This window comes from Stenotrophomonas sp. G4, from assembly GCF_003428825.1.
Classification (GTDB): Bacteria; Pseudomonadota; Gammaproteobacteria; order Xanthomonadales; family Xanthomonadaceae; genus Stenotrophomonas; species Stenotrophomonas indicatrix.
In genome coordinates, this window is record NZ_CP031741.1 from 2,367,185 (window position 1) to 2,392,241 (window position 25,057).

The 25,057-nt window shown below is 67.7% G+C and carries 20 protein-coding genes; 17 read left to right on the forward strand and 3 right to left on the reverse strand.

What is annotated here, in order from left to right; all coding sequences use genetic code 11:
• Window positions 1–31: 31 nt before the first annotated feature.
• From D0Y85_RS11060 to D0Y85_RS11075, 4 genes are all read left to right on the forward strand, one after another.
• The gene (locus tag D0Y85_RS11060) at window positions 32–2,470 is read left to right on the forward strand and encodes an aminotransferase class V-fold PLP-dependent enzyme (protein WP_117310494.1); all 2,439 of its coding nucleotides are present in this window, start codon (window positions 32–34) and stop codon (window positions 2,468–2,470) included.
• A 202-nt stretch (window positions 2,471–2,672) separates the two neighbouring features.
• Window positions 2,673–3,821: an SPFH domain-containing protein gene (locus tag D0Y85_RS11065; protein ID WP_100436355.1), complete on the forward strand. Its 1,149-nt coding sequence runs from the start codon at window positions 2,673–2,675 to the stop codon at window positions 3,819–3,821.
• A gap of 24 nt (window positions 3,822–3,845) precedes the next feature.
• Window positions 3,846–5,195, forward strand: coding sequence for a TFIIB-type zinc ribbon-containing protein (locus D0Y85_RS11070; protein WP_117310495.1), 1,350 nt, complete (start codon window positions 3,846–3,848; stop codon window positions 5,193–5,195).
• Complete coding sequence (locus tag D0Y85_RS11075; RefSeq protein WP_117310496.1) at window positions 5,192–5,452, forward strand: hypothetical protein; 261 nt, start codon at window positions 5,192–5,194, stop codon at window positions 5,450–5,452. The genes D0Y85_RS11070 and D0Y85_RS11075 overlap by 4 nt, the downstream gene beginning before the upstream one ends.
• A 90-nt stretch (window positions 5,453–5,542) precedes the next feature.
• Here the strand turns inward: D0Y85_RS11075 and D0Y85_RS11080 are convergent, their stop codons facing one another.
• Entirely contained in the window at window positions 5,543–6,325 is a 783-nt protein-coding gene (locus D0Y85_RS11080; RefSeq protein WP_117310497.1) for a CHAD domain-containing protein, read from the reverse strand.
• A gap of 158 nt (window positions 6,326–6,483) precedes the next feature.
• On the opposite strand from D0Y85_RS11080, the gene D0Y85_RS11085 reads away from it, so the two are divergent.
• The 10 genes from D0Y85_RS11085 to D0Y85_RS11130 all read left to right on the forward strand — a co-directional run bounded on the left by D0Y85_RS11085 (window position 6,484) and on the right by D0Y85_RS11130 (window position 18,555).
• Window positions 6,484–9,279 (forward strand): PAS domain-containing sensor histidine kinase, encoded by a 2,796-nt coding sequence (locus tag D0Y85_RS11085; protein ID WP_240329202.1) that lies wholly within the window; start codon window positions 6,484–6,486, stop codon window positions 9,277–9,279.
• A gap of 144 nt (window positions 9,280–9,423) precedes the next feature.
• Window positions 9,424–10,068 carry an aldehyde dehydrogenase iron-sulfur subunit PaoA gene (gene paoA, locus D0Y85_RS11090; RefSeq protein WP_032974655.1) on the forward strand — a complete coding sequence of 215 codons (645 nt, stop codon included), beginning with the start codon at window positions 9,424–9,426 and terminating at the stop codon, window positions 10,066–10,068.
• Window positions 10,065–11,021 carry a xanthine dehydrogenase family protein subunit M gene (locus D0Y85_RS11095; protein WP_100436358.1) on the forward strand — a complete coding sequence of 319 codons (957 nt, stop codon included), beginning with the start codon at window positions 10,065–10,067 and terminating at the stop codon, window positions 11,019–11,021. The genes paoA and D0Y85_RS11095 overlap by 4 nt, the downstream gene beginning before the upstream one ends.
• A complete protein-coding gene (gene paoC, locus D0Y85_RS11100; RefSeq protein WP_117310498.1) occupies window positions 11,018–13,219 on the forward strand; it encodes an aldehyde oxidoreductase molybdenum-binding subunit PaoC in 2,202 nt (733 codons plus the stop codon). Before D0Y85_RS11095 ends, paoC begins: the two co-directional genes overlap by 4 nt.
• Window positions 13,216–14,208 carry an XdhC/CoxI family protein gene (locus D0Y85_RS11105; RefSeq protein ID WP_117310499.1) on the forward strand — a complete coding sequence of 331 codons (993 nt, stop codon included), beginning with the start codon at window positions 13,216–13,218 and terminating at the stop codon, window positions 14,206–14,208. The genes paoC and D0Y85_RS11105 overlap by 4 nt, the downstream gene beginning before the upstream one ends.
• Window positions 14,205–14,801, forward strand: a complete 597-nt coding sequence (locus tag D0Y85_RS11110) for an NTP transferase domain-containing protein (RefSeq protein WP_117311915.1) — start codon at window positions 14,205–14,207, stop codon at window positions 14,799–14,801. The genes D0Y85_RS11105 and D0Y85_RS11110 overlap by 4 nt, the downstream gene beginning before the upstream one ends.
• Window positions 14,802–14,918: 117 nt before the next feature.
• Window positions 14,919–15,869, forward strand: coding sequence for a cation diffusion facilitator family transporter (locus tag D0Y85_RS11115; RefSeq protein ID WP_117310500.1), 951 nt, complete (start codon window positions 14,919–14,921; stop codon window positions 15,867–15,869).
• Between the two features lie 70 nt (window positions 15,870–15,939).
• Window positions 15,940–16,575 (forward strand): DNA-3-methyladenine glycosylase, encoded by a 636-nt coding sequence (locus D0Y85_RS11120; RefSeq protein ID WP_033831185.1) that lies wholly within the window; start codon window positions 15,940–15,942, stop codon window positions 16,573–16,575.
• Entirely contained in the window at window positions 16,572–16,766 is a 195-nt protein-coding gene (locus D0Y85_RS11125; protein WP_025874451.1) for a hypothetical protein, read from the forward strand. Before D0Y85_RS11120 ends, D0Y85_RS11125 begins: the two co-directional genes overlap by 4 nt.
• 70 nt (window positions 16,767–16,836) lie before the next feature.
• Window positions 16,837–18,555, forward strand: coding sequence for a PAS domain S-box protein (locus tag D0Y85_RS11130; protein WP_117310501.1), 1,719 nt, complete (start codon window positions 16,837–16,839; stop codon window positions 18,553–18,555).
• Here the strand turns inward: D0Y85_RS11130 and xth are convergent.
• Entirely contained in the window at window positions 18,552–19,343 is a 792-nt protein-coding gene (gene xth / locus D0Y85_RS11135) for an exodeoxyribonuclease III (RefSeq protein ID WP_117310502.1), read from the reverse strand. The genes D0Y85_RS11130 and xth overlap by 4 nt on opposite strands.
• Before the next feature lie 78 nt (window positions 19,344–19,421).
• On the reverse strand, window positions 19,422–20,534 hold the full coding sequence (locus D0Y85_RS11140; RefSeq protein WP_117310503.1) for a crosslink repair DNA glycosylase YcaQ family protein: 1,113 nt from the start codon (window positions 20,532–20,534) through the stop codon (window positions 19,422–19,424).
• Between the two features lie 117 nt (window positions 20,535–20,651).
• On the opposite strand from D0Y85_RS11140, the gene D0Y85_RS11145 reads away from it, so the two are divergent.
• Genes D0Y85_RS11145 through D0Y85_RS11155 form a run of 3 tightly spaced genes read left to right on the forward strand, consistent with a single transcriptional unit; the run spans window position 20,652 to window position 25,008 of the window.
• A complete protein-coding gene (locus D0Y85_RS11145) occupies window positions 20,652–22,232 on the forward strand; it encodes an AAA family ATPase (protein WP_117310504.1) in 1,581 nt (526 codons plus the stop codon).
• Window positions 22,233–22,234: 2 nt separating this feature from the next.
• A complete protein-coding gene (locus D0Y85_RS11150; protein ID WP_162887654.1) occupies window positions 22,235–23,212 on the forward strand; it encodes a hypothetical protein in 978 nt (325 codons plus the stop codon).
• The gene (locus D0Y85_RS11155) at window positions 23,209–25,008 is read left to right on the forward strand and encodes a VWA domain-containing protein (protein WP_117310506.1); all 1,800 of its coding nucleotides are present in this window, start codon (window positions 23,209–23,211) and stop codon (window positions 25,006–25,008) included. The genes D0Y85_RS11150 and D0Y85_RS11155 overlap by 4 nt, the downstream gene beginning before the upstream one ends.
• The last annotated feature ends 49 nt before the right edge of the window (window positions 25,009–25,057 follow it).

A 25,057-nucleotide genomic window follows, 5' to 3' on the forward strand; every position in this document is an offset into this window, starting at 1 on the left:
TTCACCGGCCTCCGGCCACAGGGAGCATGCCATGCAGGATGTCTCGCCGCATCAGTGCAAGGTTGTATCCGAACGGAAATGGTCGCTCAGCACGTTCATGGAGTTCTATGAGCGCGTACTGAGCCAGCGCATTTTCGGTCCCTACGGAAAGCTGCTGGCCGAGGAGATCGCTGGCGACATCCGGGCCGGTTTCAACGCGTCCGACGTCCTGGAGGTCGCCTGCGGCACCGGGGTCATCACCGCAAACCTTTACCAGCACCTGAGCAGGCCGCTCGGCCTACGGCTGGTCGCCACCGATCTGTCGGCGATCGCTGTGAACGTGGCACGCAGCGTGCTGAGCGATGAGGTGCAGCGCAACGTGCCCCTCCTTGCCGATGTGGACATGGCGGAGCTGCCCTTCGCCGACGCCAGCTTCGACGTCATCGTCTGCGGGTTCGGCCTGATGTTCCCGCCGGACAAGGCGCGCGTCGCCCGTGAGTTCAGGCGTGTGCTCCGCCCTGGCGGACGGGTCTACGCCACGGCATTCCACTACAACCAGCTGTTCGAGCTGGCCCGCGAGCAGTCACGGCAGCACTTCGGCATGCCCTCGCGGCTGATGGATGCAGCCCTGAGCCTGACCGACCCGTCGCCCATCACACGCGCGTTCGCGATCGAAGGACTTTCCCCGCGCGAGGGCGAGATGGCTGAACTGCGGCCCCTCGCGTTTGCCATGGGCGACGCCGATGTGCGCGAGTTCCTGTTCAACGCCTGCATCCTTCTGGAGGAGTTCAACCAGTGCGACGCCCCCAGCAGGGAGCGCTATCTGGACGCGATGCTGGACGCCGTCCATGCAGCAGTGCCAGACCGGCGTTACCAGGTGGAAGCCTGGTTGTTGCGCGGCTGTGTCGATGCTGCACACACCCCTGCGCAGGCCGCCCTCCGGGCGCCGGATTTCTCACCCCTGCTGGCGTTCCACCTGCCGCTGCAGCAGGATGCGCGCGCGATGCGCGGCTTCGAAAGCGCTCGTGCACAGTTCCTCGCAGACCACCCCGATTATCCCCATGATCAGGTCGAGGCCATGCGCCAGCAGGAATATGCGCGGCTGGATGAGCAACAGGTGACCTATCTGGATCACGTGGGCGGAACATTGCCACCCGACAGCCTGCTTGAGCAGGATTACCAGGCACTCAAGCGGACGATTCTCGGCAATCCGCACAGCGGATCGAAAGCATCCCAGGACGCACTTCATGGGGCGTGTGGGCAGATCCACGCCTTCTTCGGAACCACGCCGGAGGAGTACGAGATACTGTTCACCGCCAATGCCAGCAGCGCAATCCGGTTGGTGGCCGAGTCATTCCCGTTCCAGGCCGGGTCGCAGGCACTGCTGACCAAGGACAATCACACCTCGGTACACGGCTTGCGCGAGTACGCCACGGCGAAGGGCGCACAGGTGAAGTACATTCCGCTGGATGACGAGCTGCTGTTGCATGAAGGGCTGATGTGGCGCGCGTTGCAGCGGCTGCAGCCCGGCGCGCCGCATCTGCTCGCTTTTCCCGCGCAATCCAATGCGACCGGCGCCCGGCACGATCTGGCCTGGATCGAGCGGGCCCAGGCGCATGGCGCGACGGTGCTGTGTGACGCGGCGGCCCTGGTGCCGCAATACCGGCTTGACTGCGGCCGTCATCACCCCGATTTTGTGGTGGCGTCGTTCTACAAGATCTTCGGTTATCCCACCGGCGCCGGTTGCCTGCTCGCCCGGCGGGCCGCACTCGACCTGCTGAAACCGCCGTCGTTTGCCGGTGGTGGCGTGTGCTACTACTCCGGGCCATGGTCACCCACCGATCGTCTGTTGTACCGCGATGCGGGCCAGCGATTCGAAGTCGGCACGCCCAACTACGCCGCCTTCCCCGCCATCGCCAGAGGCTTCGAATTCGTGGCCGCACTGGGCGGAGTGGAAGCGGTCGCGTTGCGCTCGCGTGCGTTGGCCGAGTGGCTGCAGGCGCAGCTGTCATCGCTTCGCCACCACATCGGCGGCGCGTTGCCGCTGTGCCAGATCTATGGCCCGCCCGCTGCGCAGCGGGGCGCGACGCTGATGCTGAACTTCTTCGACTGCTATGGCTCCATCCTGCCGCACGCCCGCATCAAGCGCGCCGCAGACCGGTTCGGCATCACCCTGCGCAATGGCTGCTTCTGCAACCTGGGCGCCGTCCAGCAGGCGACCTACGCTACCGCAGGCGCCGAGCACTGTGAACTGGACAAGACCGGGAAGATTCTCGACTGCACCACATTCGACGAGAAGATCCTGGAGAAGGGTGATTGCGGTGCGGTCAGGATTTCGTTCGGGCTGGGATCGAATTTCACCGATGCCTATCGCTTCCTGCTGTTCGCCACCTGCCTGCTGGACACAGATGCTTCAGGCCTGGAATGTGTGATGGAGCAATCATCGGCACCGGCTCCGGAACCCCGGGTTGCCAGCACTGTGCAGGCTTGAGTCGCTGCGGGGCCGTGCCCAGGCCGGACTGTCGCCGGCGCGGTGCCGACAGTCCAGCCACGGCCTGATCAACCGCACCTGGCCTGTGACGCGAGATGAATGGGGATCTGCCCGTCCGCTAGCCGCATGCAGGCTGCCTCCTCTATAGTCAGCCGAGCACGACAGGCGTGGTGCCTGTCCGGCAACTACAGGGAGTGGGTTCATGGGTCTGGTACAAGCGGTGAAGGGTGCAGTCGGCGGTGTGCTGGCCGACCAGTGGAAGGACTTCTACACCGTGCCGACCGGCCTGCCGTCCACGGCAGCCCTGTTCGCGGCGGTGCCGCAGGGCACCAATGCCGGGCGCGGTTCGAACACCAGCGGCTCCTCCAACATCATCAGCAACGGTTCGAAGATCGTCGTGCCCGAGGGCTACGGCCTGCTGCTGTTGCAGGATGGCGCGATCACTGCCTTCGTGGCCGAGCCGGGTGGCTACGAGTGGCGCTCGGACGATCTGAACTCGCAGTCGATCTTCGCCGGCGACGGCCTGGTCAGCACCTTCATCAAGCAGAGCTGGGAGCGCTTCAAGTTCGGCGGCCAGCCGGGCTCGCAGCAGGCCGCCTTCTTTGTTTCGCTGAAGGAACTGCCGGACAACCGCTTCGGCACCCAGTCGGAGATCTACTGGGACGACGGTTTCCTCAACACCCAGGTCGGCGCGGTCACCCGTGGTTCGTACACGCTGAAGATCGTCGACCCGATCCTGTTCGTGAAGAACTTCGTGCCGGCCAGCTACCTGCGGCCGGGCCAGGTGTTCGACTTCACCGACCTGGACAATGCCGCTGCCAGCCAGCTGTTCAATGAAGTGGTGGGTTCGCTGGCACCGGCGTTCAGCCTGTACACCAACGATCCGGGCAAGGGCAACCGCATCACCAAGCTGCAGCAGGATTCGCTGGGCTTTGCGCAGAGCCTGTCGGCCGCCGTCGAACAGGGCTACCAGTGGAAGTCCGATCGTGGCCTGGCCATCGTCAAGACCGCCATCGTCTCGATCGAATACGACGCCAACACCCGCGAGCTGCTGAAGACCGTGCAGCGCGCCGATGCGCTGTCCGGCTCGCGTGGCAATTCCAACCTGCAGGCCAGCGTCGCCCAGGGCATCCAGTCCGCCGGTGAGAACGGCGGTGCCGCCGGGCTTGTCGGCGTGGGCATGGCATCGGGCATGTTCGGCGCGGGCAACCTGCAGCAGCCGGCAACCCCGGCCGCCCCTGCCGCCGACGACCCGGTGGCCAAGCTGAAGAAGGCCAAGGAAATGCTCGACCTGGGCCTGATCACCCAGACCGACTACGACGCGCTGAAGGCCAAGGCGCTGGGACTGTAAGAAGACGCAGGACGCGCAACCACCATGTCCGATCCCAGAAACACGCCTCCGCCGCTGCCCGGTTCCGCTTCAGCACCCCCGCCCCTGCCGGCGGCGGTGCTGGACGGCCCCGGTTCGCCGCAGGATGTTCCTCCCCTGCCCGGCAGCTTCCCGCTGGATACCTCCAAGCTGCCTGAGGCCATCCGCAACGAAGTCGAGGCGCCCGACCCGGTCGCCATCGATACCGCTGCGGCCGAACTGAAAGACGGCCTCAACCGCTGCCCCAAGTGCGGCGCCACCGACATACGGCCCAAGCTGGGCACCGACATCCTGGTCTGCCTGTACTGCCGTCACCAATGGCATGGCGCGCGCGTGGAGGAGGAATTCGGGCTGGGCGAAGCCATCGACCAGCTGCGTGGCACCGTCATCGCATCGGGCGCACGCGATATCGACGCCGACACCTCGGCACTGATGACCTTCAAGTGCACCGGTTGCGGCGCCGAAGTCACGGTCAACACCGAAAGCACGATGACCGCACGCTGCCACTGGTGCCGGCATGTGTTCGGCGTGAACGAACAGATCGCCAACGGCGCGGTGCCCGACGCCGTGCTGCCGTTCCATATCAAGAAGGAGGATGCAGTCGCGCGCATCCGCCAGTTCGTCGACAAGCGCCGGATGTTCGCGCTCAAGGCGTTCAAGGAACAGTTCACCCCGGAGAACGTGGTGGGCGTGTACCTGCCCTACATGATCGTCGACGGCAATGTCAGCGCAGCGGTGGCTGGCAAGGGTGAGATCAAGACCCGCGAGTACACCCGTGGCACCGAGAAGAACAAGCAGACCTACTACGACGCGGACATCTACCAGGTGGAACGCCAGGTCGATTTCACCGTGGACGACCTGCCGCTGGAATCCTCTGCCGAGCGCGGCAACCTGGACACGAGCGCCAACACCAACAACATCATCAACACGATTCTGCCGTTCGACACCAAGAACGCGGTGAAGTGGAACGCCTCCTACCTGGCCGGGTTCACTTCGGAAAAGCGCAACCTGGACGTCGAGAAGCTGCGGCCGCGCCTGGAAGACCAGCTGCTGTCGATCGCCCGCGCGCAGGTGGAAGGCACGGTGCGCCGTTACGACCGTGGCGTGCGCTGGGAACAGGAGCAACTGGAAGTGCACGGCACCCGCTGGGTGGCCATGTACCTGCCGGTGTGGCTGTATTCGTACCACCAGCCCGGCAGGAACGGCGGCATGCTGCACTACATCGCGGTGAACGGCCGGACCGGTGAAACCATGGGCAGCGTGCCGGTGCAGCAGTGGAAGATGCTGCTGGCGGCGCTGACCGCAGGTACGATCATCGAAGCCCTCGCAATTGCCTTCCTGGTGGCCAGCACATGAGTGATGACAGTGGTCTTTGGTTGTTGGCCGCAGGCCCGGCCGGCGCAACTGCGCTGTACTGGGCGCTGTACCGCTTCTACCGCAATACCGACAAATCGCATTCGTTCGAGCACGAGACCGAGATCGATGCCAAGCCGGTGACCGGCTCGGATCGCCGGATCGATTCGATCTCGGGCACGCAGGAAAAGCGGATCCGCGGCGACAACGTGTATGAGTATCGAAAGCGGGTGGCGCGGGTGAGCAGCGGAGACGATTGAACGCTCCGCCAGCGCTTCGGGGCTGGGACCATCCCAGCCTTCGAAGCAGACCGGAACGTCAGGTGGCCGTACGTCCCGATGCCCCTGGATTCAGTCCGGCGCCAGCTCTCCGTTGATCTGCTGCATCACTGAGCGCTTGCCGTCACTGGCAGGCATCGCCCGCACCAGGTTGCGCAGCAGCCGCAGGTCCTGCTGCCGGCCAAGCTCGTCGCTGAGGCGATGCAGCGCCTTGTAACGATGCCCCGAGGCATGCAGCGACCTGCTGTGCGGCACGTGCAGCTGCAGGTCGCAGGCGATATCCAGTTGCATGCGCAGCCTGCGCACGCGTCGTCGCCAGCGGTGGACCGCCGCGGCACCGCCGTCGCGTTTCGCCCGTGCGGCAGCCTTGTCCACGCGGCGCCAGCTACGCTCGAGATTCTGGCGCAGCGGGCCACGCCGCAGCTGATGCCAGGATTGGACCGCCAACTGCTGCTGCACCGCTGCCAGGACACGCAGGCGGCGTGCAAACCCCGGGTCACGCTGCAGGGTCGCCTGCAGCAGCCCCTCACGACGCAGGACCAGCATCCGGATGACGCCGCTCCATCGAGGATCGGCAACCCGCTCCTGCAGTTGCCGGGCGACCTCGACCACCACATGCGCATCACGGAGGCGGGACAGGCCATCACCCAGGCGCTTCAATCCCAGGTCGGCAGCCTCGACGTCCAGCGCCGCGTGCTCCAGCAGCGCCAACAGGGACCGCAATCGGCGGATGGCCTTGCGCGCGGAATGGATGGCCGGGTGCGGGTCGGATGCCGACGACAGCGCCGCAGCGATCGCGGCACACTCATGCAGCGCTCTCTGGCGAAAGGCCTCGCCGGCTTCTGCTGCGGACATCGATGTTCCCTGCCGGGATGGGAGCCGCAGTGTAGCCTGCTCCCCGTCGGGAACCGGCACCACGCAGCCGTGACGCGGCGCTGCCTAGACTTGCGCCCCTTCGCCCGTGCTGATCCTGCCACGCTGGCGCAGCACCCCTCCTCCCGCTCGAGATCAACGTGACGTCCCTGCCCTCATTTGCCACCCGCGACAGCCGGGCCACCGACAGCGTCAACATGGCACTGGCCGCCGGGGCCATCGTCGGCACCTGGTTCTGGGACGTCCAGGCCGACCAGCTCACGGTCGATGAAGCCCTGGCCCGCGCCTTCGGCCTGGACCCGGCCATGGCACAGCGGAAGCTGCACCTGCAGGACGTGCTGGGCGCCGTGCATCCCGAAGACCTGCCTGCGCTGTCGGCGGCGATTGAGCAGACCGTGCAGACGGGCGGGCGCTTTGCCCACCAGTACCGCGCGCGCGCCACCGATGGCAGCTACCACTGGCTGGAGAGCATCGGCAGGGTCGATCTGGATGGGCAGGGCCGTGCGCTGGGTTTCCCGGGTGTGCTGATCGACATCGATGAACGCCTGCGCGTCGAGGCCGAGCGCGACCAGGCACAGGCGCTGCTGCGCTCGTTCGTGGAGGCGGCACCGGGCGTGATGTATGCCAAGGACCGGCAAGGCCGGCTGCTGATCGGCAACCACGGCACCACCGAGCTGATCGGCCTGCCGCCGGGGGAATATATCGGGCGCACCGATGCCGAGCTGTTGGGCGACCCCGCGCAGGCGGCGTCGGTGATGGCGACCGACGAGCGCATCATGTCCAGCGGCAACAGCGAGCAGCTGGAGGAGGAAGTGAGCTTCCCCGATGGTCGCCGGGCCTGGTGGCTGTCGACCAAATCGCCGCTGCGCGACGCCGATGGCGCCGTGATCGGCCTGGTCGGTACGTCGCTGGACATCACCGACCGCAAGGCCGCCGAAGCCGAGCGTCGTGATATCGAAGAACGTTACCGGCTGGCCGCACAGGCCACCAACGATGCCATCTGGGATTGGCGCATCGCCGATGGCCAGGTGATCTGGAACGAAGCGCTGGCCAGCCTGTTCGGCCACACGGAAAAGAACACGACCGCGCAATGGTGGCTGCAGCACATCCACCCCGATGACCGCGCGCGTATCGATCACGGCATCCACGCCGTGATTGACGGCCACGGCAGCGGCTGGACGGACGAGTACCGCTTCCAGCGTGCGGATGGCAGTTATGCGTCGGTGCTGGATCGCGGAACGGTCCTGCGCGACGCCGATGGCGCCCCGCTGCGGATGATCGGGGCCATGCTGGATCTCTCCGGTCGGAAGGCCGCCGAAGCGGCGCTGGCCGACAGCGAAGAACGCCTGCGGCTGGCCACCGAAGCAGGCGAGCAAGGGTTCTGGGACGTGGACATGGTGCAGGACGTGCTGATCTGGCCGGCGCGCACCAAGGCCATGTTCGGCATCTCCGCCGGTGCGCCGGTGACCATGGACGACTTCCGTGCCGGACTGCACCCGGACGATCGCGCGGCAACCCTGGCCGCGTTCGCCGCCGCCTGCGATCCCGAGCAACGCAAGACCTATGACGTGGAATACCGCACTGTCGGCAAGGAGGATGGCATCGTCCGCTGGGTCGCCGCCAAGGGCCGCGGCATCTTCGAGTTCGGCAGGTGCGTGCGCGTGCTGGGCGTGGCCATCGACATCACCGCAAGGAAGGCCGCCGATGCGCGCCTGCAGGAGCTGAACGGGCAGCTGGAGGCACGTGTGCGGGCCGAGGTCGCCGAGCGCCTGCGGGTGGAAGAGGCGCTTCGGCAGAGCCGCAAGATGGAGGCGGTCGGCCAGCTGACCGGTGGTATCGCCCATGACTTCAACAACATGCTGGCGACGGTGATCGGGCCGCTCGACCTGCTGGCGCTGCGCCTCGGCGACAGCGACGCGCGCGCCAGCCGCTACATTGAAATGGCCCTTGATGGCGCGCAGCGCGCCGCCCAGCTGACCCAGCGCCTGCTTGCGTTCTCGCGCCAGCAACCGCTGCAGCCGGTGGCGATGGATGCCAACCGCCTGGTGGCCGGCATGACCGACCTGCTGGGGCATTCCCTTGGCAGCAGCATCATCCTGGAAACCGCACTCGGCGCGGGCCTGTGGTGGACCCATGCCGACGCCAACCAGCTGGAGAACGTGGTCCTGAACCTGGCGGTCAACGCGCGCGATGCGATGCCCTCCGGCGGCCGATTGAAGATCGAGACCCGCAACCAGCGCGTCGACCTCGACACCGCATCGGCGCATGCGGGCGTGCCTGCAGGCGACTACGTCGTGATCGCGGTGACCGACGACGGCAACGGGATGACGCCGGAGGTGATGGCGCGCGCGTTCGATCCGTTCTTCACCACCAAGCAGGTCGGCCAGGGCACCGGGCTCGGGCTGTCGCAGGTGTATGGCTTCGTCCAGCAATCGGCCGGGCATGTGAAACTCGATTCCGCGCCCGGCAAAGGGACGCGGGTACAGGTCTACCTGCCGCGGCTGCTGGCCGACGTCGACATGCCCGCTGCCGCATCGGATGACGATGCGCCGGCCCTGCACGGTGGGCGCGAGCACATTCTCGTCGTGGACGATGATGCGGCCGTCCGCGCGTTCTCAGTCGATGCCCTCACTGAACTCGGCTATCGGGTACTGGCCGCAGATGGCGCCGCCAGCGCCTTGGCGCTGCTGCAGGCCCATCCAGAGGTCGCGCTGTTGTTTACCGACGTGGTGATGCCCGAGGTCAATGGACGGCAGCTGGCCGAGCAGGCACGCGCGCGCCATCCGCAGCTGAAGGTGCTGTTCGCCACCGGCAACAGCCGCAACGCGCTGGTCGACAACAACGTGCTGGATGCGCAGGTTCACCTGATCGGCAAACCGTTCACCATCGGCGAACTGGCCTCGCGGGTAAGGATCGCGCTGGCCGGCGATGGCTGAAGGCCGCCACGCAGGTTGCGCCGCAGCCGGCAGCGGATGAATGCGCGACCGGGTCATGCTTCACCGCACGCCTACCGCGGCACCGCCATGCTGTCCCGGCATTGAATCCGCCAGCCAGCCTGCCGCAGCCAGCGAGGAGCCACGATGAGCCCACCGTCACACCTTCCCCTTTCGCGCCGGGAACTGCTGAAGTTGAGCGCGGGGTCGGCCACCACCATGGCCCTGCCTGCTGTGGTCGCTGCGGCGGAGCCGGACCGGACAGGTGCACGGGCACCGGAACTGATGCAGGTGGACTTCGAGGTCAACGGAACAGCGCGATCGCTGCGGCTGGACACCCGCGTCACCCTGCTCGACGCCCTGCGTGAGCACCTGCATCTGACCGGCAGCAAGAAGGGCTGCGACCACGGCCAGTGCGGTGCCTGCACGGTGCTGGTGGACGGCCGGCGCATCAATGCATGCCTGACCCTGGCGGTGATGCACCAGGGCGCGAAGATCACCACCATCGAAGGCCTCGGCACGCCAGACCGGCTGCACGCGATGCAGGCGGCCTTCGTCAAGCATGACGGTTTCCAGTGCGGCTACTGCACCCCGGGGCAGATCTGCTCGGCCGTCGCCGTGCTGCAGGAAATCAAGGCCGGCATACCGAGCCACGTCAGCGCCGCGTTGGACGCGCCCAGCGCCTTCACCGCCGAAGAACTGCGCGAGCGCATGAGCGGCAACATCTGCCGGTGTGGCGCCTATTCCAACATCATCGAGGCCATCCAGGACGTCGGGGAGGCCAGCGCATGAGAGCTTTCAGCTACGAGCGCGCCCGCTCTCCCGCCGAGGCGGCAGCGGCAGCGGCGCGTACCCAGGGCGCTCGGTTCATTGCCGGCGGCACCAACCTGCTGGACCTGATGAAACTGGAGATCGAGACGCCCGCCCACCTGATCGACGTCAACGGGCTGGATCTGGACACCATCGAGCCCACCAGCGAGGGTGGCCTGCGCGTCGGCGCGCTGGTACGCAATACCGATCTGGCGGCCGACCGGCGCATCCGGCGCGACTATGCGGTGCTGACCCGCGCACTGGTGTCCGGCGCATCGGGTCAACTGCGCAACAAGGCCACCACCGCCGGCAACCTGCTGCAACGCACCCGCTGCCCCTATTTCTACGACACCGCACAGCCCTGCAACAAGCGGCTGCCCGGCAGTGGCTGCGGCGCGCGCGAAGGTTTCAGCCGGCAATTGGCCGTGATCGGCGCCAGCGAGCACTGCATCGCCACCCATCCCAGCGACATGGCGGTGGCGATGATGGCGCTGGATGCATCGGTGGAGACCGTCCGCGCCGACGGATCGCGCCGGAACATCGCGCTGGACGCCCTGTATCGCGCTCCTGGCCGTACGCCGCATATCGACACCGTGCTGGACAAGGGCGAGCTGATCGCCGCCGTGGTCCTGCCGCCGCCCCCGGGTGGCGTGCACGTGTACCGCAAGGTGCGCGACCGCGCATCGTATGCGTTCGCCCTGGTGTCGGTGGCGGCGATCCTGCGGCCCGATGGCAGCGGCCGGATCGCCCTTGGCGGTGTCGCGCACAAGCCGTGGCACAGCGCTGCGGCCGATGCGGCCCTGCCGCAGGGCGCCGCCGCCGTGATGTCGGTGCTGCTGCAGGGTGCTGCGCCCACCGCACAGAACGCCTTCAAACTGGCGCTGGCCGAACGCACATTGGCTTCCATCCTGCAGGACGTGAGGGCCGAGGCATGAAATTCGACACCCCCGCAAGCCGCAATCCGATCGATGCGCAGACCGTCATCGGCAAGCCGCACGATCGCATCGACGGCCCGTTGAAGGTCACCGGCAAGGCCACCTACGCACACGAATGGCATGACGCCACGCCTTCCGCCCCCGCCTATGGCGTCGTGGTCGGCGCGGGCATTGCCACCGGCACCGTGACCCGCATGGAGCTGGAGGCGGCGCGGCGCTCGCCCGGCGTTCTGGCCATCGTCACCGCCGACACCGCCGGGCCGCTGCATCCGGTCAAGCGCAACGCCGCGCCGCTGCTGGGTGGTCCGAAGGTGCACCACTATCACCAGGCGCTGGCGGTGGTGGTGGCCGAAACGTTCGAACAGGCCCGCGCTGCGGCCGGACAGATCCGCATCCGCTATGCCCCGCAGCGCGGTCACTTCGATCTGGCCGACGCCAAGCAGGCAGGCGCTTCCCTGCAGACGCCGGAGCCCGATGCGCGCGTCGGCGATTTCGAGAAGGCCTTCAGCCAGGCGGCGGTTACGCTCGATGCGACCTACCACACCCCGGACCAGTCGCACGCAATGATGGAGCCGCACGCGACGATGGCCGCCTGGGAAGGCGACCAGCTGACGGTGTGGACCTCCAACCAGATGATCGACTGGGGCCGCACCGATCTGGCCCGCACCCTGGGCATCGCCAAGGACAAGGTGCGGCTGGTGTCGCCCTACATCGGCGGCGGCTTTGGCGGAAAGCTGTTCCTGCGCTCCGATGCACTGCTGGCCGCGCTCGCCGCACGCGCTGCCAAGCGGCCGGTGAAAGTGGCCCTGCAGCGGCCGCTGATCGCCAACAACACCACGCACCGCCCGGCCACGCTGCAGCGCATCCGGCTGGGCGCAACGCCGGAAGGAAGCCTGACCGCCATCGGCCACGAATCATGGTCGGGCAACCTGCCAGGCGGCTCGCCGGAGGAAGCGGTGCAGCAGACGCGCTTGCTGTATGCGGGGCCCAACCGCTTGGCCGCATTGCGCCTGGCCACCCTCGACCTGCCCGAAGGCAATGCCATGCGCGCGCCGGGCGAAACGCCGGGATTGATGGCGCTGGAAATCGCCATGGACGAAATGGCGATCAAGCTCGGCCTGGATCCGATCGAATTCCGTATCCGCAACGACACCCAGGTCGACCCGTCCAATCCCGAGCGCCCCTTTTCACAGCGGCAGCTGGTGCAGTGCCTGCGCACGGGCGCCGAACGGTTCGGCTGGCAGCGGCGCAGCGCCACCCCGGGCGCCGTGCGCGATGGACGCTGGCTGGTCGGCATGGGCGTGGCCGCAGGCTTCCGCAACAACCTGGTGATGAAATCCGGCGCACGCGTCCGCCTGGCCGCTGATGGCCAGGTCACCGTGGAAACCGACATGACCGACATCGGCACCGGCAGCTACACCATCATCGGCCAGACGGCCGCGGAAATGCTCGGCGTTCCGTTGCAGCAGGTCACGGTCAAGCTGGGCGATTCCCGTTATCCCGTGGCTGCCGGCTCCGGTGGCCAATGGGGCGCCAACAGCTCCACCGCAGGCGTCTACGCCGCATGCATGGCGCTGCGTACGAAGGTCGCGCAGGCGCTGGGAATGGACCCGGCGGCAGCGCAGTTCGAAGCCGGCAAGGTGACGGCAGGGGGCCGCAGCCGCGCCCTTGCCGATGCCGCTCAGGCCGGCGAGCTGGTGGCCGAAGACAGCATCGAGTTCGACACGCTGCAGGAGAAGTACCAGCAGTCCACCTTCGCCGCGCATTTCGTCGAGGTGGGCGTGGATGTGGCCTCGGGCGAAAGCCGGATCCGCCGCATGCTGGCCGTGTGCGCAGCCGGCCGCATCCTCAACCCGAAGACCGCGCGCAGCCAGGTGATCGGCGCGATGACGATGGGCATCGGCGCAGCGCTGTCGGAGGAACTGGTGGTGGATCGGCGGCTGGGGTTCTTCGTCAATCATGACCTGGCCGGCTACGAAGTACCCGTACATGCGGACGTGCCGCACCAGGAAGTGGTGTTCCTCGATGAAAGCGATGCTGTGTCCTCGCCGATGAAGGCCAAGGGCGTTGGCGAACTGGGCCTGTGCGGCGTAAGCGCGGCAGTGGCCAATGCGGTGTACAACGCGACCGGAATCCGCGTGCGCGACTATCCACTGACCCTGGACAAGCTGCTCGCCGGCCTGCCGGACATCGCATGACCCGTGCGCTCCACCCTGCCCCGTTGGATCTGGACGGCGGCAACCCGCGCCCGGTGCTGCAGGCCGCCGCCGACGCGGCGCGTACCGGTCGCGCGGCTGCGTTGGCAGTGGTGCTGCAGACGGAAGGGTCCAGCTACAGCCGCGCGGGCACCTGTGCGCTGTTCGAACCGGGTCGACAGGTGGGCTGGCTGAGTGGCGGCTGTCTGGAACCGGAGCTGGCGCGACAGGCCGCCAACGCGGTGGATGCCGGGCGCATCGCATGGATGGAGATCGACAACCGCGACGACGCTGCGCTGTTCTCCGGCAATGCCACCGGATGCCGGGGTCGCCAGTGGCTGGCACTGCTTCCATTGCCGCAGCTCGGCGGCATCGAACAGCTTCTCGATGCCTGGCTGCAAGGGCCGCACACGCTGCACCTGGCACTGCAGGCTGATGGCCGGCTGGACGCCCGCTGCGCCGGCTTCACCTTCACCCGCACGGTGCCCCCGGCCGCCCCGCAGCCGCCGGACGGCAGCCACCGCTGGCGGCTGCAGTGGCACCGTTCGCCTGTCGTGCACGTGCACGGAGCAGGACCGGAGGCCGCGCTTCTGCTACCCCTGCTGGACCATCTGGGCTGGTGCGCGCATGTTGAAGAACCGCGACCGCGCTGGCGCGCGCAGCTGCCCCTTGCCGCCGGTTCGTACTGTTCTTCCGCTGCCGCCGGCGTGGCCGATGCCGCACTCGTGATGCATCACAATTTCGAGCTCGACCGTGACGCGCTCGAACGGCTGGCAGGCTCGCGCGTGCCTTTCATCGGGCTGTTGGGGCCACGTCGTCGCAGGGACGACCTTTTCAGCGTGCTGGATACCCACACGCGCCGCGCGCTGGAACCGCGCCTGCGCTCACCGATCGGCCTGCCACTGGGCGGTCGTGGTCCCGAAGCGATTGCCTTGAGCATCGCCGCGCAGCTGCAGGCATGGCGGCACGGAACGCCGCTGGCCACGCCATGACCGGACATGCGGCCGTGGTGCTCGCAGCCGGGCGCAGCCAGCGCCTGGGGCAGCCCAAGCAGCTGCTGCGCGCGGGCGGAGAGACGCTGTTGCGACGCAGCGTGCGGCTGGCACTGGAAACATCGCCGGACACGCTGGTGGTGGTACTGCCCCAGCACCCCCACTTCGAAGAAGAACTGCACGGTCTGCCGGCACAGCGGCTGCGCAATCCCCACCCTGGGTTGGGCATCGGCGGCAGTCTGTCGCTGGCCGCTACCCACGTGCACAGCGCCGCCAGGGTGCTGGTGATGATCTGCGATCAACCGACGCTGCGCGTGGAGCACCTGCGCGCGCTGCTGTGCGCGGCAGCCGCTGCACCATCCGGCTGCGCGGCCACGGTACTGGGCGACACCATCGGCGTGCCGGCGGTGGTGCCGGGCAGCTGGTTTGCCGGCACAGGACTGCAACCTGCAGACGGGGGATTTGGCCGGCGGCTGCGGCAGACCGAAGGCATTGCGCGCTGCTCCGGCGCCGGGCTGGAGTCCGATATCGATACCCCCGAGGACCTGCGCCGCGCGCGCGCGCTCGGCTGGCTGGATCCTGCGTCCGCCTGAGGGCGGTGGCGACAGTTGAACTGGCCCGACCGCGCTGCGCGGGCGCTCGGCATACACGCTGCGCGGACGCTCCGCCGCGCAGGATGGAGCGCCCGCTACCTGCCAGCATTCCCGCACATGGCCGCACCCTCAGGCTCCCGCCTTGTCATCTACGCCGCGCTGGCCGGCAACCTCGCCATCGCCGTTGCCAAGTTCATCGCCGCCGGCTTGTCCGGCAGTTCGGCGATGCTCAGCGAAGGCGTGCATTCGCTGGTCGATACCCTCAACGAGGTGCTGCTGTTGTACGGCCTGCGCCGTGCCGAAAAGGCCCCCGACACCCTGCACCCGTTCGGCTACGGCCGCGAGCTGTACTTCTGGAGCTTCATCGTCGCCCTGCTAGTCTTTGCCGCCGGCGCCGGGGTGTCGGCCTATGAGGGCATCCAGCACATCCGCCAGCCGGAACCGGCCACCAACCACGCCATCAGCTACAGCGTGCTGGGTATCTCCATCGTATTCGAAGGCGCCTCCTGGTGGGTTGCGCTGCGCGAGTTCCGGCGCAGCAAGGGCACCCTGGGCTATTTCGAGGCGTTCCGCCGCAGCAAGGACCCCTCCACCTTCACCGTGTTGCTGGAGGACAGTGCCGCCCTGCTCGGCCTCGGCTTTGCCCTGGTCGGGTTGCTGGCCGCGCAGCTGCTGGAAATGCCGGTACTGGATGGGGTCGCCTCGTTGTGCATTGCCGGGGTGCTGGCGCTGACCGCATTCCTGCTGGCGCGGGAAACCAAGGGCCTGCTGGTGGGCGAACCTGCGCACCCGGCCGTTGCCCAACGCATCATGGCGGTGGCCGTGACCGATCCGGACCTGCGCCGTGCCAATGGCGTGACCACCATGCAGATGGGCCCGGAACAGGTGGTGGCCATGCTCAGCGCCGAATTCGAGGACGACCGCACCACCCCGCAGATCGAAGCCTGCATCACCCGCATCGAGGGTGCGGTGAAGCAGGAGTTCCCGGAACTGGTGGCGCTGTTCGTGAAGCCACAGACGCCGGAAGTCTTCGCCAGGCGGCGCGCGGCGCTGGCTGACCCGGAGTGAATCGATGGCGGCGGCTTCACCCGCTGCACGCCACACTGAAGCAGGCTTGGGAAGCGAGCACTGCCGCAACATGATGGATTGGCTGCCGGATACCTGGATACCGATACCCCGCACCTTCTACCGGCGCCCGTCGACGGTGGTAGCACCGGACCTGCTCAACAAGCTGCTGGTGCGCAGCGACGGCCGTGCAGCGCGTATCGTCGAAGTCGAAGCCTACGCCGGCAGTGAGGATCCGGCTGCGCATTCGTATCGCGGCAGGACCGCACGCAACGCCAGCATGTTTGGCGAGGCCGGGCACCTGTATGTGTATTTCACCTACGGCATGCACTGGGGCAGCAATGTGGTCTGCGGCGAGGTCGGCGAGGGTGTTGCGGTACTGCTGCGCGCGGCAGAGCCAGTGGCCGGACAGGAACGGATGTACCCGCTGCGGCCAGCTGCCCGCCACGATCACGACCTCGCCAGCGGTCCCGGCAAACTGTCGCAGGCGTTCGGCCTGGACCGGCGCGTTGATGGCGCCGATCTGGTCACCGCCAGCCACGGCATCACCCTCGTCGATGACGGCACGCGGCCACCCGACGATCCGGTGGTGGGCCCACGCATCGGCATCACCCGGGCAGTGGATTTCCCTTGGCGCTGGCATGTTCGCGATCATCGTCACGTTTCAGTGCGCCCTGCCCGCGCCTCAACGCGAAGGAGCCCCCGATGACACCTCTCGACAAACCGCTGCGCCGTGAACTGACCATCGCCGGCCAGGCCTATACGCTGACCTTGGACCCGAGCGGACTGAAGCTGGTCGAGAAGGGACGGCGGAAGGGCCTGGAACTGCGCTGGGAAGACCTCGTCTCCGGTGACGCCGCGTTGGCCAGCGCCCTGCAGGCGTCCCTGCAACAGCCATGAGCCGGCGCATCACGACGGCATCACTCCCGTACGCAGGGCGCTAACAGACCGGGTATTAGCGTGGGCAGCCATGGATGAGGCCACCCGACTTCGCGAAATCGAACGGCTGGACGTGCTGGATACGCCGCCCGAGCCGGTGTTCGATGCCATCGTCGCCGCCGCGCGCGCCGCCACCGGCATGCCCATCGGCCTGGTCTCCATCGTTGCCGAGCACCGGCAATGGTTCAAATCCAGCATCGGCCTGGGCGATGCCAGCGAAACGCCGCGCTCCATCTCGTTCTGTACCTACGCCATCGAACAGGACGCGCTGCTGGAGATTCCGGATGCGCGGCAGGATCCGCGCTTCGCCCACAATCCGCTGGTCACCGCCGGGCCCAGGGTGCGCCACTATGCCGGCATCCCTCTGGCCACTGCCCATGGCGCGCGCATCGGCACGCTGTGCCTGCTCGACACCCTGCCTGGCGTGCTGTCACCGTCGCAACGTGAGCTGATGGTCCATCTTGGCCGGGTTACTACACAGGTGCTGGAGCAGCGCAGTGCGCTGTTGCGGCAGATCGAACAGGCACAGGCGCTGCATCGCGATCTCAAGCGCAGCGAGGACTTCCTGGAACGTACCAACACCGCCGCCAAGGTCGGCGGCTGGGAGCTGGAGCTGGCTACCCGCGAAGTACGCTGGACGCGCGAGACCAAGCAGATCCACGGCGTGCGTTCCAGCTACCAGCCGACATTCGAATCGGCCTTGTCGTTCTATCGTCCGGACAGCCGCAGCATCATCCAGGCGGCGGTGCAGCGCTGCACCGAACAGGGCACGCCGTGGGAAGTGCAGCTGCCGATGACCACCGCCGATGGCCGCAGCATCTGGACCCGCGTGGTGGGCACCCGGCAACAGGTGGAGGGCCTGCCACGGCTGGTCGGTGCCATCCAGGACATTACCGAAGAACGCGCGGTGGTGGACGCGCTGGAAGCCAGCGAAGTGCGTTATCGCCGCCTCTTCCACTACAGCCTGGGCCTGATCTGCACGCACACGCTGGATGGCACCGTGACATCGGTGAATCCGGCAGCCGTGCAGTCGCTGGGCTACCCGGAAAGCGAGATGGTTGGCCGCAGCCTGTGCGACCTGATGCCGCCGGAAAAGCGCGAGGCGTTCAAGGCCTACCTGCGGCGCATCGAAGCCAACCATACCGACGCAGGCGTGATCGAGCTGCTCGCCGCCGATGGCACCCGCCGCTACTGGGCCTACAACAACGTACTGGACACCGAGACCGATCCCCCGTTCGTGCTCGGCCACGCCCAGGACGTGACCGCGCTGCGCCTGCAGGAAGAGCGCCTGCGCGAACTGTCGCTGAAGGATCCGCTGACCCAGTGCCACAACCGCCGGTACCTGCATCGGCTCGACGAGGCCGCTTCACGGTCGTGGGCCTGCCTGGTGTTCGACCTGGATCACTTCAAACAGGTCAACGACACCCTGGGGCACCGTCGTGGCGACACGGTGCTGGTCGAGTTCGCCGACTTCCTGCGCGCGCCGCTGCAGGCCGATGAGGCGGCAGTGCGGTTGGGCGGCGACGAGTTCCTGGTGGCGCTGATCGAACCGGCGGCCGGGCGGCTGGCTGCGCTGGAAGCCTGGTACGCGGGCAACGCCGCGCGTGCTCCCACCGCGTTCTCGATGGGCGCCGCCGTCAACGTCCCCGGCGAACCCGTGGCGGAAACCATCCACAAGGCCGACAGCCGGCTGTATCGCACCCGGGCCCGGGTACGTCGCGAGATGCGTCCGCAGGGCAGCGCCGACTAGCGGGTAACGGTGACCCACGCAGGCGCATGATCGCTGGCCTTCTCCTGCAGCCGCACCCAACGATCGACACCGGCATCCTGAAGCCCTTTGGCAAGCACCGGGTTCAGCAGCAGATGATCGATGCGCAGGCCGCGATCGCGTTCGGCGTGCTGGCGGAAATAGTCCCAGAAGGTGTAGATGCGCTGGTCGCCGTGCACCGTGCGCAGGGCGTCGGTCCACCCTTGGGCCAGCAGCCGCTGGAAGGCATCGCGGACCTCCGGCTGCATGAGCGCATCGCGCCGCCACGAGGCCGGGTCGTACACATCCTCATCGTCTGGAATGACATTGAAATCCCCCAGCAGCAGTGCCGGGTGCGGAAGATCGACCAGGGTGCGCGCATGGCGGATCAACCGCTGCATCCATCGCAGCTTGTAGTCGAACTTCGGCCCCGGCTGGGGATTGCCGTTGGGCAGGTACAGCGCCGCAACCACAACGCCATGCACGGCAGCTTCCAGGTACCGGCTCTGCGTATCGGCCGGTTCGCCGGGCAGGCGGCGCCGGCTTTCGATCGGCATGGCATCGCGGGCCAGTATCGCCACCCCGTTCCAGCGCGCCTCACCCAGCCACAGTGCGCCATACCCTGCCCGCTCCAGCGCGTCGACCGGAAAAGCGGCATCGACCGCCTTCAGCTCCTGCAGTGCCACCACGTCGGGCGCTTCACGCTGCAACCAGGACAGCAGATGCGGCAAGCGCGTGCCGATGCCATTGACGTTGAACGTGGCAATGCGCAGTGTCTTGCGGCGAGCCATTGCGGAAGTACCCGAGCGGCGGGCCTGCAGTATCGGCGAGGCGGCATGCAGGCAGCGTGGAGGACGCCGCACGCACGATCACGGCGTTGCCGGGCCCGTCCCTGGCAGGAAGTTCGCCATCCGCTGCAGCTCGTCCTCCAGCGCATTGCTGAATGCCACGCCCCTTGGTGCCCTGCCGTCGACATAACCGAAGCTGGGCTGCAGCTGCCCATCCTTCGCCGCGACATTGGCCCAGCCGATCACCTGGTCGCGCCACAACAGCGGCAGCGCGTAGTAGCCGAAGCGACGCTTGGCCGCCGGGGTGTAGGCCTCGAACCGGTACACCCAGCCCCAGAGCAGTTCGAACCGTCGCCGATCCCAGGCCACCGGATCGAACGGCGCGAGCAGCCGCACCTGTTCATCGGTCTGGTAGCGCCGCGAACGGGGGTTCTCGTCGGCCGGCCAGTACCAGGTGGTTCCATCGATACTGCAGCCCGCCAGCTGCTCGCGCGCCAACCGCAGTGCCTGCTGGATCTCCACCGCCAGATGCGGTGCGCCATAGCCCAGCAGCCGCGCCAGATAGGTGAGGCTCGCCGAAGGCAGCGGCGCATACTTGCGTACCACCAGATCGATCAGTGCGGTGGCGCGCTGCAGGCGTGCAGCCTTGCCGCCATCGGCCGGTGCATGTGCCGCAACAGCATAGATTCGGGTACCGCTGTCACGACGATGGATGCGCAGCATGCCGCGATAGTGCATGCCATCCAGCAGGTGGGTGCTGGCATTGCTGGTGCCGCCCCAGTAGTTGGTCACCCGGCCATGCGCGAACGCCTGGTCGACTTCGCGCGGATGCACCGCACCCCGCTCCTGCACGAATGCCAGCACCTCGGCCGCCTTGCGCCGCGTGCTCGCGTCCCATGGCCTCCGGGACACCCGGGGATGCATCAGGGAGAGGTGTTCGCGCGGCAGGAAGCCGTAGTTGACGAGGAAGTCTTCCTCGATCGGCAGTCGGCTGTAGCGGCGCTCCAGATCCCCGGCCCGGTAGCCCTTCACCCGGTGCCGCAGGGTCAGGTCCTGGGCGCGTGCGGGCGCACGGATGGGGTCGGCCTGCACGAAGCCCAGCCGACGGATCGCCGTCAGCAGCGTGGTAGGCGTGAACAGCGTGCGGGCTACGGCGTAGCGGCGCAGATCATCGAGGGTCGGCGAGGTCGGCATGGGTCGATTGTAGGACTGCCGGCCGCCCCGCTGCAGGACGTCATCCGCGCAAGGCGCACCGGATCCGCCGGCCCGCCGCTTACAATCTCCCCAGCAGGCCACAGCCAAGGGAATCGCGTGCCACCGTTCAACCTGTTCCAGCGCCTGTCGCAGGCGCCGACCAACCCGCGCACCGACACTGCGCCGCGCACGTTCGACGTGGCCGAGCTGTACGAAGGGCCGGTGCGCCTGCAGGACGACGCAATCGCAGCGCCCGTGCGGCTGGACGAGAAACTGCGCCAGGCCTACTTCTGGATCGTCAACAACGCGATCATCAGCCCGCACTACGACATCGAGTACCACGAAGGCCCCTCCGCCTCGTTCGCGGTAGGTGACACACGGCGGCCGCTGACCCTGCCTTCGGCGCAGAGCTATTCCAGTTACGTGCTGCTGCCGCTGCTGACCTTCGCCACCCGCCGCAAATGCCTGTTCGTGGGTGGGCCGGGGCGCGGCAAGACCGCCAGCGCGATCCTGATGGGCGTCCTGGCCGGCTATCCGGTCCGCGAGGTGCGCCGGGCGATGCAGCACGGGCACCCGCAGATGACCATCGCCGATCTGCTCGGCAACCCCCTGCCCGCCGACCTGGTGGCCGCGCAGGACATGGCGGACATCCGCATTGCCTGGCGGTCGTGGCTGGGCATGCGGGTGAAGATCATCGACGAATACAACCGCATTCCCACCCGCACCCAGAGCGCGCTGCTGACGGTGATGGGCGACAACTACGCCGAGATCCTCAACCACGTCTACGAATGCCCGGAATCGGCGTGGTACCTGACCGCCAACGATGATCGCGGCGGCGGTACCTACCAGGTGATCGAAGCCCTGCGCGACCGCATCGACGTGGTGGTGCAGGCACTGGCATTCAACCCGCGGTTCCTGGAAGAGATGCTGCTGCGCATCGAGCAGGACATCCGCCCGGAAGAGGTCGTGCCGCGTGACATCATCTTCAGCGAGGCCGAGGGCGACCAGCTGCTGCAGGAGATCCGCGCGGTCGACGTACCGCAGGACGTGCGCCGCCGCATCGAATTCTTCAGCAGCCAGTTCGAGCTGATGGAAACCGCCGGCGCCCAGTTCGAGTACCTGACCAAGGACACCGTGCGCCTGGCCGGCACCGAATGGGCGCAGGCAACCGCTGCCGACAGCGGCCGCGATCGCATGAAGGACCTGGGTTGCCAGACCCGCAACGGCCTGTCGGTGCGCAACCTGATGACCCTGCTGATGTTCGCCAAGGCCATGGCGTACTTCCGCGGCAGCCCTGCCGTTGCCCTGGAGGATGTGCGCCAGGTACTGCCCTTCGTGCTGAACGACAAGCTGCAACCGGACCTTGATGCTCCCTTCTTCGCCCTGCCGGAGAATGCGCCCTATCGCAGCGATCGGCTCAGCTGGCTGCGCTGGCTGCTCGATGCCTCCAATGCCGAATATGACCGGCTGGATCTGGATCGCGACGATCCGGTGGGCGAGCTGTCGGCACAGTTCCAGCGGGGCCTGGATGGGATGACCGAGACGGAAACGCGCAAGCGCCTGACCCGCATCGAGCGTCTGGTGGAGGAACGGGTGAAGGGACGCAAGCTGTACGGCCATCTGTACGACGACCTGCTGAAGCTGAAGTACCTGCACCAGCGCTACACCAACTACCTGCATTGGCTGCGGGCACGCTGATCGTGGTTTCCGCCGTTCTCGCCGAGCTGCTGGCCGCGCGCCGTTCCGTGCTGAACCAGGCCGTGGCCGATGCCCGCCACCGCTGGCCCGGCCTGGACATGGCCGCCTTCAGCGCGTTCGTCACCCAGACCATCGACCCCCTCTGCCAGGCCATCCAGCGCCACCACCCGTCGGCAACGCAGAGCACGTGCGAGGCCGCCTTCGAGATCGGTCTGGAGCTGGTGGCGCAGGGCCATGCCGGCCCGAAGGCGCGTCTCCCGTGGGTCGAGCAGGCCTGGCGCTCGCTGGCCCCGGCCCTCGCCCCGTTGCTGGCCGACGCTCCGCGCGAGACCCTCGGCACCATCAGCAATGCGGTAGTGCGGCTGGGCGCCAGTCCGGACATTCGCGTCGCGCAATGGATCGATGCGATGGCCGCGCATGCAGGCGGGTGCACATCCTTGCCGGAACTGCGCGACATCGGGGCGCTCTGTGCCTGGCAGGCGGGGATGGTGCAGCTGCGCCGCCCTGCCCTTGCCCGTATCGATGCCCTGCCCGCGAATACGGTGGCCGCCGTGCTGGGCATCGATGCGGGTGATCTGGCCTCGGTCCGGGTCCAGCTTGAGCAGGACCGCTGGTGGAATCCGCGGCAGGGCAGCGTCGACCTGCGCGGGCATCGTGTCGGCGGCTTCAGCGGCCTGGACGGCGCGTTTCCGGCACCGCCACAGGTCCGTGCAGCGGCCGAGGGCTTCGTGGTCGAAAGCGCTGGCGGGTACTTCCTGCTGCTCGCCGATGCCTTCGGTGCCGTCCTGCTGCCTGCCAGCGCCGCCGAGTACGCAGCAGGCAGCAGCAGCGGACCGGCACCGGATGTGACCGCCCGCTTGGGCGTGCAGTGGATGGCGCCGGCGTTGTCCAAGGACGACCTGTGTGCGGTCTCCGGCGCGTCGGGCATCGCCCTGTTCTCGCCGTGGTCGCACCATGTGCACGTGTTGCCACCCCAATGACTGCCACGGTCGCTGATCCGCTGCAGCCCTGGCGCGAGGCCTGGCCACAGGCACTGGCCACATGGAGCCGTTTCACCCGGCTGCAGGACCCGAAGCTGTGCCATTCGCGCATGCAGGCGGCTGCCGAGGGCCTGACCGGCAGCTTCGCCGCCATCCGCCTCGCCGACCAGCGCATCGTCATCGACCTGGAAGAAGTACAGCGCCTGCAGCTGCAACCCTACGCGCTGGAGGTCCTTGCCCACGAGATCGGCCACCACGTGCTGGCGCCTGCCACCGCAAGCGACCATGCACGGCTGCTGGCGCGCATCCGCCGTGCGCTGCCGACGCTGGAAGCGCATGCACCGATGGTCGCCAACCTCTACACCGACCTGCTCATCAACGATCGCCTGCAGCGCCAGAGCGGGCTGCGCATGGATGCGATCTATCGACGCCTGGCCGCACAACCGGCGCAGGCCAGCTCGCCGGTCTGGCAGCTGTACATGGGCATCTACGAGGAACTGTGGCAGCAGCCGCGCGGCACGCTGGGCGGCTCGACCGACGACAGCGCACTGCAGGGCGATGCCTGGCTCGGTGCACGCGTCGTGCGCGTCTACGCCAGCGACTGGATGATCGGCGCTGGCCGCTTCGCCACGCTGCTGCTGCCCTGGCTGCTGGAATCACAGCAGGATGCGCGGGTGGATGCCCTGATGGATACCCGGCACGCCGGCCAGGGAAGCCAACCGGTCGGCCTTGGGCAACTGGAGGACGACGAGCTCGCGCCGGCGCCGCACCCCGCATCCGACCCACGCATCACCGGCGATGAGCGCGGCGGAGACCCACAGCAGAAGAGCGATCTGCCTGCGGATGCGCTCGCTGCGGACCCCGCGCACCCGCCGGGACAGATGCGGGAGCCGTTCGAGTACGGGCAGATCCTGCGCGCGGCCGGCCTGGACCTGGATGACCATCAGATCGCCGTGCGTTACTACCGCGAGCGCGCGCTGCCACACCTGATCCGCTACCCGTCGCGGCCGCAGCCGCAGGCCCTGGAGCCGCTGCCGGAGGGGCTGCAGCCCTGGGAAGCCGGCGATGCACTGGACGCAGTGGACTGGCTGCAATCGGTGCTGCAGTCCCCCCATGTGATTCCCGGGCTGACGACGGTACAGCGTGTACACGGGCTGGCACCCGGCCGTGAACCCGCTGCCGAACCGGTGGACCTGGATCTGTACGTTGACAGTTCCGGTTCGATGCCCAACCCGCAGGCATGGACCTCGTTCCTGACGCTGGCCGGCGCCATCATCGCGCTGTCGGCGCTGCGCGTGGGTGCACGCGTGCAGGCCACGCTGTGGAGCGGCACCGGGCAGCACCTGCACACCGACGGCTTCGTGCGTTCGGAAGACGACATCCTCAAGGTGCTTACCGGCTATTTCGGTGGCGCCACCGCGTTTCCGATCCACCGGTTGCGTGACACCTATGCCGAGCGTCCGCCGCATGCACGGGCGGTGCATATCCTGCACATCTCCGACGACGGCATCACCACGATGTTCGACAAGGATGAGCGCGGCAACAGCGGCTGGGACGTGGCCGCCAAAGCGCTGCGCGTGGCGGGCGGTGGCGGCACCATGGCGCTGAACCTGTTCAGCCCGCTGCCGTCCCGCATCGCCGATGCCGGCAACGCGGGATGGACCGGCGATCTGCTGCGCGCACGCGACGCGGGATGGAACATCCATGTGGTGCGCGACATGGCCGACCTGCTGCAGTTCGCGCGCGCCTTCAGCCAGCAGCACTACGGCCCTGGCGACATGCGGGTGCAGCGATGATCGTGCTCTGCCTTGCGCCCGCGCGCCTCAGACGATTGCCCTTCCACCC

Coding starts and splice junctions, on each gene's coding strand:
- D0Y85_RS11060 (WP_117310494.1), top strand. CDS start 32: ATGCAGGATGTCTCGCCGCATCAGTGCAAGGTTGTATCCGAACGGAAA.
- D0Y85_RS11065 (WP_100436355.1), top strand. CDS start 2,673: ATGGGTCTGGTACAAGCGGTGAAGGGTGCAGTCGGCGGTGTGCTGGCC.
- D0Y85_RS11070 (WP_117310495.1), top strand. CDS start 3,846: ATGTCCGATCCCAGAAACACGCCTCCGCCGCTGCCCGGTTCCGCTTCA.
- D0Y85_RS11075 (WP_117310496.1), top strand. CDS start 5,192: ATGAGTGATGACAGTGGTCTTTGGTTGTTGGCCGCAGGCCCGGCCGGC.
- D0Y85_RS11080 (WP_117310497.1), bottom strand. CDS start 6,325: ATGTCCGCAGCAGAAGCCGGCGAGGCCTTTCGCCAGAGAGCGCTGCAT.
- paoA (WP_032974655.1), top strand. CDS start 9,424: ATGAGCCCACCGTCACACCTTCCCCTTTCGCGCCGGGAACTGCTGAAG.
- D0Y85_RS11095 (WP_100436358.1), top strand. CDS start 10,065: ATGAGAGCTTTCAGCTACGAGCGCGCCCGCTCTCCCGCCGAGGCGGCA.
- paoC (WP_117310498.1), top strand. CDS start 11,018: ATGAAATTCGACACCCCCGCAAGCCGCAATCCGATCGATGCGCAGACC.
- D0Y85_RS11105 (WP_117310499.1), top strand. CDS start 13,216: ATGACCCGTGCGCTCCACCCTGCCCCGTTGGATCTGGACGGCGGCAAC.
- D0Y85_RS11110 (WP_117311915.1), top strand. CDS start 14,205: ATGACCGGACATGCGGCCGTGGTGCTCGCAGCCGGGCGCAGCCAGCGC.
- D0Y85_RS11115 (WP_117310500.1), top strand. CDS start 14,919: ATGGCCGCACCCTCAGGCTCCCGCCTTGTCATCTACGCCGCGCTGGCC.
- D0Y85_RS11120 (WP_033831185.1), top strand. CDS start 15,940: ATGATGGATTGGCTGCCGGATACCTGGATACCGATACCCCGCACCTTC.
- D0Y85_RS11125 (WP_025874451.1), top strand. CDS start 16,572: ATGACACCTCTCGACAAACCGCTGCGCCGTGAACTGACCATCGCCGGC.
- D0Y85_RS11130 (WP_117310501.1), top strand. CDS start 16,837: ATGGATGAGGCCACCCGACTTCGCGAAATCGAACGGCTGGACGTGCTG.
- xth (WP_117310502.1), bottom strand. CDS start 19,343: ATGGCTCGCCGCAAGACACTGCGCATTGCCACGTTCAACGTCAATGGC.
- D0Y85_RS11140 (WP_117310503.1), bottom strand. CDS start 20,534: ATGCCGACCTCGCCGACCCTCGATGATCTGCGCCGCTACGCCGTAGCC.
- D0Y85_RS11155 (WP_117310506.1), top strand. CDS start 23,209: ATGACTGCCACGGTCGCTGATCCGCTGCAGCCCTGGCGCGAGGCCTGG.